We start from the raw sequence: 14,180 nt of genomic DNA, 5'->3' as shown, positions 1-14,180 counted from the left end.
GAGTAATAATATAAAAATTATTTAACTATTAAAGGTTTAAGAATTTTTGATATAATAGTTAACTTTTAAGTAGTTTAATATATTTATAATAATCCTCTGATAAGTATAATTGAACTGGTAATTTTAAAAATCAAAAATTTAAAATAGCGAATTTAAAGTAATATATTTAAAATAGAAAGAAAAACGGAGCTGGTAAAAGCAGCTCCATTAAAAATATTTTGTTCTCAAAAACTCCCTTGGAGTTTTCTCGTTCATTATACATCATAAATTGATTACTCTATTTCATCTTCAATAGCCTTTTTTAAAGTAAATTCAAATTTAACACCATCTTCAGTATTATATAGTCTATAATGGCTTTCATGTAGGGTTAAAATTCTTTTTACTATAGCAAGGCCTAGTCCATTACTACTTTGAGATGAGTTTCTTGCTTTATCAAGTTTATAGAATTTATTATATAACTTAGAAAGTTCATCATCTGGTATATTAGCACCTTTATTTTCAACAGAAATATTAACAAATTCACCCTTGTCTAGAACTTCAATTATAACTTTTTCTCCATTTGGAGTGTATTTTAAGGCATTACTAATTAAATTAGTCATAACTTGCTCTAATTGAAGGGTATCTCCAATAATATAGCAGTATTCAAAATCTGATATTAAATCTAAAGTTATATTATTAGCTTCGAATTCTAAGGTGAAACTTTTAATTAGTTTTTGAATAAGTCTTAAAATATTAAAACGTTCTATAAGTAAGTTAGAAATTCCAGCTTCTAATTTAGAAAGCTCTAGCATATTTGAAACTAATTTATTCATTTTTTTAGCTTCATCAATTATTGTATCTAAATAAAGTGAAGCAGACTCGCCAGTTGCAATTCCATCCTTTAATCCTTCAGCATATCCTTCTATTATTCCTATTGGAGTTTTTAAGTCATGAGAAACACTATCAACAAAGTCTTTTCTCATAGATTCTAATTTTCTTTCTTTTTCTATATCTTCCTCAAGTTTTCTGTTTTTATATTTTAAATCCTCTAATGTATTCTTAAGAGTAGAAGATAAGAAGTTTAATGTAGTAGCTAAATCACCAATTTCATCATCAGACTCTTCATCGCATTTCACACTAAAGTCCATTGCAGACATCCTTTTTGCAACCTTATTTATATTAACTAAGGGTTTTGAAATTAAGTTAGCATATATTGAAGATAAGAACATCCCAATAATAATAAAGCCTAAAAATAAATAGAGATAGAATTCCTTAATTACTCCTGAAGCCTCACTAATTGGCTGCATTGATGATACTGTTACAAATATAGAATCATTTTTACTATTTAATGACATAGGAGTTAATACTCCAATTTTAGTAGAATTACTATATTCATTATTAAAAATTTTGGCCTTAGGCTTGCCAGAAGTTATTACGTCATTTACTAACTTATCATCATTAATTAATTCTTCACAAAAAGCTGCTAAATTTTTAATATCTTCAGAAGAAGTATTATAGTTATTTAAAACTTTAAGCTTTCCATCGAAAGTGAAAATGGCTATTTTGGAGTTAGTTTCTTGTTCGAATCTAAATAATTCTTTATTTAATAATATGTCATTATTTTGATATGCGTAAAGTTTAGTAAATTCAACTGAATCATTAGCTAAATCCTTAGTTCTCTTACTTAAATAAAAATCTTCAAAAAATATAATTTGAAATAACATACTAAAAATTAAAACAATAAATATAAGACCGAAGGTTATTAGAAATATTTTTTTTGAAATAGTAAATTTATTTTTTCGCTTCAAATCTATATCCACTTCCTCTTACTGTTATTATATAAGTAGATTTTTCACCAAGTTTTTCTCTTAGTCTTTTTATATTTGTATCAACAGTTCTTAAATCTCCATAATAGTCAAGGCCCCAAACATTATCAAGTATGTTATCTCTAGATAGAGCTATACCTTCATTATCAGCTAGGTAAGTTAGTAATTCAAATTCCTTAGGAGATAAATTAATAACTTCATTATTAAGCTTAACTTCGTGAGATAATTTATTTATTGTTAAACCATTATAATCATTTTCACTGGAAAAGGTCTCTTCAGAAGTTCTCTTAAGTAAAGCTTTTACTTTTGCAACTAATACTTTGGGAGAAAATGGCTTAGTCATATAATCATCAGCACCCATTTCATATCCAAATAATTTATCTTCCTCTTGACCTTTTGCAGTTAAAAGTATTACTGGCACTTTAGAAACTTTTCTTATCATTTCAAGGACAGTAATTCCATCAACTCGAGGCATCATAATATCTAATATTACTAAATCTACCTTGCTATTCATAAAGTAGTTTAGGCCCTCATCACCATCACTTGCTTCAATAATATTAAACCCCTCTTTAAAAAAGTAATCCCTAAGAAGAAATCTAATTCTAGTTTCATCCTCAATTAATAAGATAGTCTTTTTCATAAAAGCCCTCCTTACAACAATGTTATTTATAAGTTGTAATACATAGTATTCTTTTTATTAATGTATATTTTATGTTAAAGATATTTAAGCAATATAATTATTGTTACAACTTATATGTAATTTTAAAATAGATGCTTTCAATTTTGATATGTTACTTTAGTAGTTTCTTTTTAAGTATAATATTATATATCTACAATAATCTAAGTTATTGATATACATATATATAATTATAAGTGTGATAAATTATATGGTAAAGTAAAAATAGCATTATTTTATATTAAGATATTATTAAGGTAGATAATTATAAGAAAGACAGATATAATATTATTGTTATATTTATAAAGGATTCATATTATATTTAAACAAGGTAATATGAAGGATGATAGGTGGATGGATGTTTAAATTGAATTTTGATGTTAAGAAACATTTTTTAGATAATGGTTTAGAAGTTATTACTATAAAAAAGGATACTAAGATATCTTCAATTAATATTGGAGTAAAAGTAGGTTCGTTAAATGAAGGCAATAATGAAAGAGGTATTAGCCACTTTATAGAGCATATGCTTTTTAAAGGAACTAAAACAAGAAGCTATGAGGACCTAAATGATGAGCTAGAGTTTCTAGGGGGGGAGTATAATGCATATACCGATTATACTTCAACTGTATACACTGTTAGCTGTTTAGAAGAGGAATTAAATAATGCAATAGAAATATTAGGAGATATGATTATAAATCCTGAGTTTAATAGTGAGGAATTAGAGAAGGAAAGAGGAGTTATCTTAGCTGAAATGAGAACTAGCAAAGATGATATAGAAGACTTAAGCTTTAAGAGAACTAATGAAATTGCATTTAATAAGAGTCCATTAAAATATGATGTGGCCGGACTTGAAGTAAATGTTAAAAAGTATTCTAGAGAAGATCTTTTAAGTTTTTATAATAAATATTATCTTCCTAATAACTCTATAGTTACTATAGTGTCATCTTATGAACATAATGATGCTTTAGAAGAAGTTAAAAAGATTTTTAGTAAATGGAAAAAAGGGGAAGTTAAAAAGAATGATATTATTATAGAAGATAATAAACATACTATGGTTACTACCAAAAAAAGTAATATAGAGCAAAATACAATAGTTTACTTATATACCTTCCATAATTTAGACAAGGAGTTGGAATTGCCACTTAGAATTTTAAATCATAGGCTTGGTGAAAGTTCAAACTCTTTACTATTTAGAGAAATTAGAGAAAAAAGAGGACTAGCATATGATATTTATACTAGTATAGATATGACTAATTACGTTAAGACTTTATATATCTATACTGCAGTAGCAGAGGAAGATTTAAATTCTGCTATTGAAGCTATAGATGAAACTATTGATGATGTTAAAAGCGGGAAATTAGAAATTGGAGAAAGACATCTAGAACTTATGAAAAAGGTTCATAAAACAGCAGTAATATCAACTTTAGAAGATCCAGCTGAATTATGTAACTATATTCTTCATCAAGGATTAGATGGAGAGAATTTTTATGAATTTGTAGAGGACATGAATAAGCTTCACACTTTAGATATTAATAAAATTAATGAAGTGTCTAAAAAGGTATTAGAAAATCCTACAGTTCATATACTAAGATCTTAATAAATTGGAGATAATTATGAATACAATAACAAAGATTGAAGTACAAAAGAGAAATAAAAATAGAGTAAATGTATATGTTGATCATGAATATGCTTTTTCTTTAGATAGTGAATTAGTTTATAAAGAGGGACTTAAGACTAATGAATCTATTAATATTGAAAAGGTAGAGGAAATTGCAAAAAAAGATAATTATCTAAAATGTAAAAGTGCAGCTTTAAGGATAGTTGAAAAGACATATAAAAGCGAAAAAGAACTAAAAGATAAACTTTTACTTAAAGGTTATGATAAAAATTCAATAGAAAAATCCATTGAATTTTTAAAGGAGTATGGATTTATTAATGATAACAACTTTGCAAAACTTTATATAAAAGATAAAAATAGAACTCAAGGAAAAAGTAAGATTAAGTATGACTTAATTAAAAAGGGGATAAGTGAAGATATTATAGAGAGTAGTATATCTAATATAGATGAAGAAGCTGAAAGAGATAATGCTTACAATATTGCTATTAAAAAATATAATGTAATAGCCAAAAGAGAAGATGATAAGTATAAATTATCACAGAAATTATTTAGGTTTTTATTATCTAAGGGATATAGCTATGATACAGTTTCATATGTTGTAAGAAAAATAACTAATCAAGAAGATATATAAATAAAGGAGATAGTACTATGCTGGAGTATTTACCATATATAATATGTGGTTTGCTATTACTTTTTTCTATAAAAGATAGTATCCAAGGTTCACTAGAAGAAGAAAGTGCAGTATATTCTTTAAAAAGATTATTATATTATTTTTCTATATTTATAACATTTCTAATAATGCTATTAAATTTGGAAAATATTTATTTATCTATATTAAAGTTTGCAAGTAATAATCCAGAGTTCTCAATACTTAATAATAATATAGTAAAAGCATTAATATTAGGAGTTATATTTGCTATAATTCAAGCTGCTTTTTATTTTATATTATCACTATTAAGTAATCCTCTTAGTAAGGCATATAAGATATTGCTATGTAGGGGGAAAGTAAGAATAGTCTTATTTTCTACTTTATTTGGCTTTCTAAAAGGTTTAGTAGTAATACTAATTATGTTTATGGGAATTATAACTTACAATTATACATTTGGAAGAAATTCTGATATAGATATTTTCAATAATATTAGCGGATATAGTAAACTTAACAAAATGGTGTCTGTTAATAAGCCTGTTTTATCATATAATGATTTTAAAGATTATATTCCAGCTAATTCAAACGTAATAATATACTACAATGGAGTTACATTAGAGGATGGAATTAAATCCTCCAAGGAAATAGATGATAAAGCAAAAGAGATTACAGCAGGGGCTAAATCTGATAGGGAAAAAGCAAAAAGAATTTATGCATGGGTAGGATCAAATGTTAAATATGATTTTGATAAAGCAGAAAAAGCATTAGGTAGAGAAGGCGTAACTAATAGTGGAGCTTTAGAAGCTTATAACACTAGAAGTGGTATTTGTTTTGATTATGCTTGCCTTTATGTTGCAATGTCAAGGGCTGTAGGACTAGGAAGTAGAATAGTTACTGGAGATGCTTTTGATGGTCGAAATTATGGACCTCATGCTTGGAATCAAGCATATTTAGAAGATGAGGGAATATGGATAAATGTAGATCCAACTTTCTATTTATCAGGAGATTACTTTGATAATAATGACTTTGATAAGGATCATATAAATGCTGAAATAGCAGGAGAATGGAATTAACAATTAAAAATTAACAATGGATAATGAACAATTAAGGATGTAATTCTTTCAGAATTACTATATTTTATGAAAACCCCCTATTTTAGAAATAGAGGGTTTTTTTATATTAATTTGTAGATAAAATTTTATGTTTAAATATAATCAGAAATAATATAAGTTTAATAGGTAAGGACATAATTAGATATGTTTTACCTGCTAATATTTAAACTAGAAAAAATTCAATATATTAGATGACTAATATAAAAAAATCCAATAATATGAGTTAGTCGACTTTGATTTAGGGTCGAAAAAACTTATATTATTGGAATTTTTAATTTGATACGTCCCACTTTTTATTTTTTGCCATAATTAAATTTATTGCCTTTTCACAGTCAATATCAGTTGGATCTAGTGACCAAGCCATGTTAAAATAGATTAATGCTTTTTTTACGTTTTCTTTCATTGCATAACAATAAGCAAGATTAAAATAATACTTACTTTCTTGCTGAATAAGTATTGATTTTTTTATAAGTTCTATAGCTTTATCAAAATTTCTTACTTTTATATAACAAACTCCAGAATTATAATATGAACAAGCAACATTTTCTTCATTTTCAATGGATAGTTTATAATAATCTATTGCTTTTAAATAATCTTTCAAATTATAGTACATATTTCCTTCATTAAAATAATTCATAAAATCCTCCATCTTAAGAATATTTTAATTAAATTATTGACAGAAAGTCTTTGTAATATTCAATATATGTAAGGGTTTATAAAATGGCAAATTTTAATAAAATTATTAATATTTAAAATTCGACAAAATATATAAAAATAACTTTATTTTTTTATGTTTATTTAATATAATGGATTTATATTTTTTACGGATTTTAAGATTGGGAGAGATGATATGTATAAAAATGATCCTTATATATTAGTATTAGGTGCGTCCATTGTAGATATTATAGGCTTTAGTAGAAGACAATATAGCAGTAGAGATTCTATACCTGGTAATATTAAGATTTCTTTGGGTGGAGTATGTAGAAATATAGCAGAAAATTTAGCAAGAGTTAATGTTAATACAAGCTTTATATCCGTTTTAGGTGGAGATGATCAAGGGAAAAATATTTTAAATAACTCTAAGGAAATAGGTTATAATATGGAACACTCCCTTATTTTAGAGAATGAGTATACACCTACATATATGGCTATTCTAAATGAAAATGGTGAAATGGAATCTGCAATAGTAGATATGGAATGCGTAAATAAAATTGATTCTAATTTTATTGATACTAAGGCTGAGATAATAAGAAATGCTGAATATATGGTTGTAGATTCAGACCATCCAGAATTATTAGAGTATATACTAAAGAAATATTCTAAGGATACTAAGTTTATTTTAGACCCTGTATCAGCGGCTAGAGCAAGCAAAATAAAGCATTTAGTTAAGTATTTCCATACAATAAAACCAAATAGATTAGAAGCAGAAGTCCTTTGTGGATTTAAGATAAATACTGATGAAGATTTAAAGAGAGCTTGTGATTACTTCTTAGAACAAGGTGTTACAAATGTATTTATAAGCTTAGATGCTGATGGTATATACTATAAGAATAAAACAGAAGAAGGAAAACTTAAGACTTCAAGTGTTTCAGTTAAAAATGTTACAGGAGCTGGGGACTCTTTTGTAGCAGGTATTGGATATGGATATTTAAATAACTTATCATTAATTGATACAGTAAAATATGCTATAGCAATGTCAATTATAACTATTATTCATGAAGATACTATTAATCCTAATATGAGTGAAGCATATGTTCACGAATTTATGAAGGATATGAATTGGATAGAAGGTTAATACATAATAAAATTTCTTTTACATAAGATAAGACTATCTTGGAGGTGAAAGAAATGAGTAAGAAACCTAAAAATAGTAATAAGAAACATGTAAATCATAATCCTCAAGTAGAAAGTGTTAAAGCAACTTTTGGAGAACCAAAAGCTAAGGGCAATGAATTTACTCCAAAAACCTTCAGTTAAAAAAGGGGCTGTAACAGCCCCTTTTTTAACTGAAGGTTTTATCAATTATTAATGAGTAATTAAATGAAGAATTAATAGGATATACAAAAGGAAAAGGAGTTATATGTTATAAAACTTTAAAGTGTAATTTCTTTATTAAAACATATATACTAGCTTATTCAATTTTGTAAAGAAAGAAAATTAAATTATAATAAGTCTATCAATATTATTGACAAAAATAATAATATGGTATAATATAGCCTTAAAAATCATATTTTAAAAGCGTTGATAAAGAGGAGTAGGGAATACTGTATATTAAGAGAATGAAGGTCATGGGCTGAAAGCCTTCTATATTAAAGTATCCTGAAGGTAGCTTTTGAGCATCTTTACTGAAACTAAGTAGGTAAAGGCGGCTGACTTGGTCGTTATTATATAAAGAGCTTAATATTTTATATATTAAGAAAAAAGGTGGTACCGCGAGACTTCGTCCTTTTATGAGGAGGTCTCTTTTTTATTGCTTAAAATAATGAATTTAATTACAAGTATCATTTTTATATAGGAGGAATTAGATATGTCAGAAAAGAAAAACTTAGCCACAACTTATAGCCCAAAAGACTTTGAAGAAAGAATTTATAAACTTTGGGAAGAAAAGAAGTATTTTACACCAGTAGTAGATAAAAATAAGAAGCCATTTTCAATAGTTATGCCACCACCAAATATAACAGGTAAGCTTCACTTAGGTCATGCTCTTGATAATACACTTCAAGATATGCTTATAAGATTTAAGAGAATGCAAGGATATTCTACTTTATGGCTTCCAGGACAAGACCATGCTTCAATTGCAACAGAAGTTAAGGTAGAAAATGAACTTTTAAAAGAAGGTTTAGTTAAAAAGGAAATGGGAAGAGAAGCATTCCTTGAAAAAGTTTGGGAATGGGCAGATGAATATAGAGGTACTATAAGAAATCAACTTAAAAAGATGGGAGTTTCTTGTGACTTCACTAGAGAAGCCTTTACTATGGATGAAAATTTAAATAAGGCTGTTAGAACAGTTTTCGTTAAGTTATATAATGAAGGTTTAATTTATCAAGGAAATAGAATAACAAATTGGTGTCCAAAGTGTTCAACTGCACTTTCAGATGCTGAAATTGAATATGAAGAGCAAGATGGATTCTTCTGGCATATTAATTATCCATTAGCAGATGGTAGTGGGAATTTAGAAATAGCGACTACAAGACCAGAAACTTTACTTGGAGATACTGCAGTAGCTGTTAATCCTAATGATGATAGATTTAAAGACTTAGTAGGTAAAATGATTAAGTTACCTCTAACAGATAGAGAAATTCCAATAGTTGCAGATGACTATGTTGATATTGAATTTGGAACAGGTGCTGTTAAAATTACTCCAGCTCATGATCCTAATGACTTCCAAGTAGGTCTTAGACATAACTTACCTCAAATTAGAGTTATGGATGACCATGGAGTTATTAATGAATTAGGTGGAAAGTATCAAGGTTTAGATAGATATGAAGCAAGAAAGCAAATGGTTAAAGATCTTGAAGATTTAGGACTGTTAGTTAAGGTTAAGCCTCATACTCATAATGTAGGAACTCATGATAGATGTAATACTGTTGTTGAACCAATTATATCAAAGCAATGGTATGTTAAGATGGAATCATTAGCAAAGCCAGCAATAGATGTAGTTAAGAATAAGCAAACTAAGTTTGTTCCTGAAAGATTTGATAAAATATACTTCAATTGGATGGAAAACATTCAAGATTGGTGTATTTCAAGACAATTATGGTGGGGACATAGAATCCCAGTTTGGTATTGTAATGATTGTAGAGAAATGATAGTTGAAGTAGATTCTCCAGATGTTTGTCCAAAGTGTGGATCTAAGCACCTTCATCAAGATGAAGATGTATTAGATACTTGGTTCTCATCAGCATTATGGCCTTTCTCAACTTTAGGTTGGCCTGAAAAAACAGAAGACTTAGAATATTTCTATCCAACTAACGTTTTAGTAACTGGATATGATATTATCTTCTTCTGGGTTGCGAGAATGATTTTCTCAGGATTATACAATATGGATGAAACTCCTTTTGATACTGTATTAATTCATGGAATTATTAGAGACTCAGAAGGAAGAAAGATGAGTAAGTCACTAGGTAATGGTGTAGATCCATTAGAAGTAATTGAAGAGTATGGTGCTGATGCCTTAAGATTTATGTTAGTTACAGGAAACTCTCCAGGAAATGATATAAGATATATCCCTGAAAGAGTTGAATCTGCCAGAAACTTTGCTAATAAGATGTGGAATGCATCAAGATTTGTTATGATGAACCTTGATAAAGAAATAATGGATAAATATGCTGATTGTAAGGAATATAGTTTAGCTGATAAATGGATTCTTTCAAGAATGAATACTTTAGTTAGTGAAGTAACTGAAAACATGGAAAAATATGAACTAGGAATTGCTCTTCAAAAAGTATATGACTTTATGTGGACTGAATTCTGTGACTGGTATATAGAATTAGTTAAGGGTGTATTATACGGAGAAGATGAAAAGGCTAAGGGAATAGTTTATAATGTTTTAAATACAGTATTACAAACTGGACTTAAGCTTTTACATCCAGTAATGCCATTTATAACTGAAGAAATCTATACTACTTTAACAGATGGAAAATCAATAGTTGTTTCTAACTGGCCAGAAGCTAATGAAGCTTTAAAAGATGAAAAAGCTGAAAAAGATATGGACTTTATAATTGAAGCAATTAAGGGATTAAGAAATGTTAGAGCAGAAATGAATGTGCCACCTTCAAGAAAGGCTAAAGTTATAGCTCATACTACAACTGAAGCTAAGGAAGCCTTTACTGCAGGAGTTAACTATATAGAAAAATTAGCATCTGCATCAGAAGTAGCATTTATTGATGATAAAAATGAAGTTCCTGAAAATGCTGTATCACTAGTTGTTAAAGGTGGAGAGTTATTTATGCCTTTACTTGATTTAGTAGATAAAGAAAAGGAGCTTGAAAGATTAAATAAAGAAAAGAAAAAATTAGAAGGCGAAGTAGAAAGAATAGATAAGAAACTTTCTAACCAAGGATTCGTAGCTAAAGCACCTCAAGCAGTAATTGATGGTGAAAAAGAAAAGAGAGAAAAGTATCAAGAAATGTTAGATGCTGTTTTAGTTAGAATAGAAGCACTTAGTTAAGAATTAAGAATTAAGAATGAAAAATTAAAAATGAAGAATTTAGGATGTAATTTGTACCAAATTACTGAAATTAGATTTAATAAAAAACTCCCTTTTTAGGGAGTTTTTTATCTTTAGGATATTATATTTTTATAAATCTGTAGATAACTTTAATGATTTACAGAAAAAGATAGTCTGAAAAGTAGATTTTTTTGAGTAAGGTTTGATTAATTTTTTAGTATTGCTACGGGAACAATATATCTTAATAGTCTACTTTTTCATATTAAAACATCTGTAAAATAGTATTAGCTAATGTACTTGTTGGATCTTCGTTAGCTACTTCTTCAGCTATTTTTATAGCATCATATTGTTTTAAATAACTAGTAGGTAGTGTAGAGAATATAAGAAGCCATTCTTTATATTTTATATTGCTATCATATTTTAAAGCTTTCTTTATATGATTGAAGGCTAGTTCTTCATAGCATAAAGGTGTAAGAACTATAAAAATATAATAGGACATTAAATAGTGTGCATATGCTAGTTCATTAAAGTTATTTTTATCTTCAAATATATTAATTTTATTTGCAAGCCAGAAGTAAAAATTATTTTTTATATAATAATCACAATTTTTTAGTTCTATTAGTTTTTCTTCATTTATTTCATAAATAGATATTTTATTTAAGTCTAATTTTAATACTTCCTTTAAATCATTCATAATTGTCTCCTTCGTATATGTTAAGATAATAATAGTATAAAGGTTGACAAAGAATTTTTAAAGTGATAAAAATAGGTTAATAAATACTACATAATAAGAGAGTTGGTTTAGTATGACAGGATGGATAATTTATAATGGAACTTTAAATGTTCTTAAAATATTAAAGCTAGTGGATTCCTTAGTTGAAGAGGGGAAGAAGCTAAATATTAAATTGGAAGCAGTTAAAAATACGGAAATAATTCCTATGTACTCAAAAAGTGGAGAGGCTGAATTAGTATATTTAAAAAGATTGGAAGATCCTAAATTTATAATTTTCTGGGATAAAGATGTTTTACTTGCTAAGCATCTTGAGAAAATGGGATTTAAAGTCTTTAATTCAAGTGAGGCAATAAAGAATTGTGATCATAAAGGATTAATGCATTTAGTGCTTTCAAATAATAATATAAGGATACCGAGAACTATTTTATCACCCATGATATTTGATTACTCACTTAACAGTGAAGATTACCTAGTTAAATGTTATGAGGCTTTAGGTGAAAGTGTAATAATAAAAGAATCAATGGGTTCTTTTGGTATGCAAGTTTATCTTATAAATAATAGGGAAGAATTTATTAATAAGGTTACTGAATTAAATAAGAAAAATATAGATTTTATAATTCAAGAAAATATTAAAAGTAGTTATGGTAGGGACATTAGAGTAAATATTATAGGTGATAAAGTAATAGGGGCCATGCTTAGGGAGTCGGAGAAAGATTTTAGGGCTAATATTAGCCAAGGTGGAAAAGGTAGATTAATAGATTTAACAGAGGAACAAGAAAAGTTAGCATTAAAAGCACATAAGGCCCTTGGGTTAGACTTTTCAGGTGTTGACTTATTATTTGGTGAAAATAATAAGCCAATTCTTTGTGAAGTAAATTCTAATTTAAATTTCTTAAGCTTTGAAGAACTTTGGGGAAAGAGCTTTGGGAGAAAAATACTAGAGTATATATTAGGGGAAGTTTTATGATAGAAGGTATTGTTATTTATAGTAGAGAAGACTTAAGTAAAAATTTATCATACATAGATTGGTTAATTGAAGAGGGAAAGAAAAAGGGTTTAAATATAAGACTTTTTTTAGAGGATGAAATTAATGAAGTTTGTATTGATTTTTTATTTGCGATAAATAGATCTAGGAATTTTAATATTACATTTAAATTAGAGGAAGAGGGAGTAAGGGTTTTTAATGATTATAAGTTTTGTATTTTAGGAAATGATAAATTAATTGCTTATGATTATATAGAAACCTTAGGACTTAAGTATCCTAAAGTATATAGTAATTTAAAAGAAATAGATAAAAATAAAAAAATAATTGAAAAGCCTAAAAATGGACATGGTGGAATCAATATTAGAATATTAGAAAATCTAGATAACTTAGATTTTAGTAAAAATGTTTATCAAGAATATATTGGAGATTACATTGGAGATATAAGGTTTTACATAATTGATAACAAAATTGAACATGCGGTAATAAGAATTCCTAAGGAAAAATCTATAGTTTCTAATTTTACCAAAGGTGGAAGTGTAGAAATATTTAAGTATTCATATAAAGAAGAGGAAATTATAAATAAAATTTTAAATAACTTAAATATTGATTATGGTGGTATAGATTTTCTTCTCTTAAAAAATGGAGAAATTTTATTTAATGAATTTGAAGATGCTGTAGGAAGTAGAATGTTAAGTCATTTAGGAATTAATGATACAATGGAAAAATTTCTAAATCATATAGTAAATGAAGTTAAAGGGATGGAGTAAAATGAAGGATATAGATACATTAAAATACTTGGAAAGACTAAGGGTACTTGGATCAAATTATGGTCTTGAAAGAACAGAAAGATTATTAGAGTTAATAGGTAACCCACATAAAAAAATAAAGTTAATTCATATTGCAGGTACTAATGGTAAGGGTTCAACATCAGCTATACTAGGAAGAATATTAATTGAACATGGATATAAGGTTGGATATTTTAACTCCCCACATCTAGAAGATATAGAAGAAACTATTCGTATTAATGAAGAGAATATAAAGGAAGAGGATTTTATAAGTTTAATTAATGAAATAAAGCCTTACGTGGAAAAGGTAGTTGAAGAGGGCTTTAATCACCCTACAGAATTTGAAGTATTAACTTGTATAATGTTTCTTTATTTATATAGAAGTAATGTTGATTTTGGAGTTGTTGAAGTTGGTCTTGGAGGAAGACTTGATTCAACTAATGTACTAACACCAATTTTATCTATAATAACATCAATTAGTTTAGATCATACAAATATTTTAGGAAATACAATTGAAGAAATAACTAATGAAAAAGCAGGTATTATAAAAGATAATATACCTGTAATAACTTGCAATCAAAAAGAAGAAGCTTTAAAAGTAATTGTAAATAACGCTATAAATACAAAGTCTGAATTAATAATTGCTAATT

The 14,180-nt window shown here is 27.1% G+C and carries 13 protein-coding genes and 1 other annotated feature; of the genes, 9 read left to right on the top strand and 4 right to left on the bottom strand.

The features are described 5' to 3' along the window. Positions 1-272: 272 nt before the first annotated feature. Entirely contained in the window at positions 273-1,787 is a 1,515-nt protein-coding gene (locus E6248_RS06170; RefSeq protein ID WP_316339940.1) for a HAMP domain-containing sensor histidine kinase, read from the bottom strand. Beyond that, positions 1,771-2,445, bottom strand: a complete 675-nt coding sequence (locus E6248_RS06165; protein WP_316339939.1) for a response regulator transcription factor — start codon at positions 2,443-2,445, stop codon at positions 1,771-1,773. Before E6248_RS06165 ends, E6248_RS06170 begins: the two co-directional genes overlap by 17 nt. 394 nt (positions 2,446-2,839) lie before the next feature. On the opposite strand from E6248_RS06165, the gene E6248_RS06160 reads away from it, so the two are divergent. From E6248_RS06160 to E6248_RS06150, 3 genes are read left to right on the top strand one after another with little or no spacing between them, the layout of a single operon-like run. Then, positions 2,840-4,078 (top strand): pitrilysin family protein, encoded by a 1,239-nt coding sequence (locus E6248_RS06160; RefSeq protein WP_316339938.1) that lies wholly within the window; start codon positions 2,840-2,842, stop codon positions 4,076-4,078. A gap of 16 nt (positions 4,079-4,094) precedes the next feature. Then, a complete protein-coding gene (gene recX, locus E6248_RS06155) occupies positions 4,095-4,730 on the top strand; it encodes a recombination regulator RecX (RefSeq protein ID WP_316339937.1) in 636 nt (211 codons plus the stop codon). A gap of 17 nt (positions 4,731-4,747) precedes the next feature. Beyond that, a complete protein-coding gene (locus E6248_RS06150) occupies positions 4,748-5,818 on the top strand; it encodes a transglutaminase-like domain-containing protein (RefSeq protein ID WP_316339936.1) in 1,071 nt (356 codons plus the stop codon). 310 nt (positions 5,819-6,128) lie between these two features. Here the strand turns inward: E6248_RS06150 and E6248_RS06145 are convergent, their stop codons facing one another. Next, a complete protein-coding gene (locus E6248_RS06145) occupies positions 6,129-6,494 on the bottom strand; it encodes a tetratricopeptide repeat protein (protein WP_316339935.1) in 366 nt (121 codons plus the stop codon). A 213-nt stretch (positions 6,495-6,707) separates the two neighbouring features. On the opposite strand from E6248_RS06145, the gene E6248_RS06140 reads away from it, so the two are divergent. The 3 genes from E6248_RS06140 (at position 6,708) to E6248_RS06130 (ending at position 11,027) form a co-directional block, all read left to right on the top strand. Further along, positions 6,708-7,652, top strand: a complete 945-nt coding sequence (locus tag E6248_RS06140; protein ID WP_316339934.1) for a carbohydrate kinase family protein — start codon at positions 6,708-6,710, stop codon at positions 7,650-7,652. A 53-nt stretch (positions 7,653-7,705) separates the two neighbouring features. Continuing rightward, the gene (locus E6248_RS06135) at positions 7,706-7,834 is read left to right on the top strand and encodes a CPC_1213 family protein (protein ID WP_316339933.1); all 129 of its coding nucleotides are present in this window, start codon (positions 7,706-7,708) and stop codon (positions 7,832-7,834) included. Positions 7,835-8,089: 255 nt separating this feature from the next. Beyond that, positions 8,090-8,308, top strand: a binding site (T-box leader). Positions 8,309-8,384: 76 nt separating this feature from the next. Further along, positions 8,385-11,027 carry a valine--tRNA ligase gene (locus E6248_RS06130; RefSeq protein ID WP_316339932.1) on the top strand — a complete coding sequence of 881 codons (2,643 nt, stop codon included), beginning with the start codon at positions 8,385-8,387 and terminating at the stop codon, positions 11,025-11,027. Positions 11,028-11,289: 262 nt separating this feature from the next. Here E6248_RS06130 and E6248_RS06125 read toward each other — a convergent pair whose 3' ends face one another. Beyond that, a complete protein-coding gene (locus E6248_RS06125) occupies positions 11,290-11,721 on the bottom strand; it encodes a hypothetical protein (RefSeq protein WP_316339931.1) in 432 nt (143 codons plus the stop codon). Positions 11,722-11,833: 112 nt separating this feature from the next. Between E6248_RS06125 and E6248_RS06120 the strand changes: the two genes are divergently transcribed. The 3 genes from E6248_RS06120 to E6248_RS06110 form a co-directional block, all read left to right on the top strand. Further along, the gene (locus tag E6248_RS06120) at positions 11,834-12,727 is read left to right on the top strand and encodes a RimK family alpha-L-glutamate ligase (protein WP_316339930.1); all 894 of its coding nucleotides are present in this window, start codon (positions 11,834-11,836) and stop codon (positions 12,725-12,727) included. After that, on the top strand, positions 12,724-13,512 hold the full coding sequence (locus E6248_RS06115; protein ID WP_316339929.1) for an ATP-grasp domain-containing protein: 789 nt from the start codon (positions 12,724-12,726) through the stop codon (positions 13,510-13,512). Before E6248_RS06120 ends, E6248_RS06115 begins: the two co-directional genes overlap by 4 nt. A 1-nt stretch (position 13,513) precedes the next feature. Further along, positions 13,514-14,180 (top strand): Mur ligase family protein (locus E6248_RS06110; RefSeq protein ID WP_316339928.1); only part of this gene is annotated, 667 nt, incomplete at its 3' end.

Origin of the sequence: Clostridium sp., assembly GCF_032552055.1 — a bacterium.
GTDB lineage: Bacteria > Bacillota > Clostridia > Clostridiales > Clostridiaceae > Clostridium.
This window is presented reverse-complemented; position numbering and strand designations above follow the sequence as displayed.

Bases quoted from the DNA above. Each gene is read 5' to 3' on its own strand.
- E6248_RS06165 (WP_316339939.1), bottom strand. From the start codon at position 2,445: ATGAAAAAGACTATCTTATTAATTGAGGATGAAACTAGAATTAGATTT.
- E6248_RS06160 (WP_316339938.1), top strand. From the start codon at position 2,840: ATGTTTAAATTGAATTTTGATGTTAAGAAACATTTTTTAGATAATGGT.
- recX (WP_316339937.1), top strand. From the start codon at position 4,095: ATGAATACAATAACAAAGATTGAAGTACAAAAGAGAAATAAAAATAGA.
- E6248_RS06150 (WP_316339936.1), top strand. From the start codon at position 4,748: ATGCTGGAGTATTTACCATATATAATATGTGGTTTGCTATTACTTTTT.
- E6248_RS06145 (WP_316339935.1), bottom strand. From the start codon at position 6,494: ATGAATTATTTTAATGAAGGAAATATGTACTATAATTTGAAAGATTAT.
- E6248_RS06140 (WP_316339934.1), top strand. From the start codon at position 6,708: ATGTATAAAAATGATCCTTATATATTAGTATTAGGTGCGTCCATTGTA.
- E6248_RS06135 (WP_316339933.1), top strand. From the start codon at position 7,706: ATGAGTAAGAAACCTAAAAATAGTAATAAGAAACATGTAAATCATAAT.
- E6248_RS06130 (WP_316339932.1), top strand. From the start codon at position 8,385: ATGTCAGAAAAGAAAAACTTAGCCACAACTTATAGCCCAAAAGACTTT.
- E6248_RS06125 (WP_316339931.1), bottom strand. From the start codon at position 11,721: ATGAATGATTTAAAGGAAGTATTAAAATTAGACTTAAATAAAATATCT.
- E6248_RS06120 (WP_316339930.1), top strand. From the start codon at position 11,834: ATGACAGGATGGATAATTTATAATGGAACTTTAAATGTTCTTAAAATA.
- E6248_RS06115 (WP_316339929.1), top strand. From the start codon at position 12,724: ATGATAGAAGGTATTGTTATTTATAGTAGAGAAGACTTAAGTAAAAAT.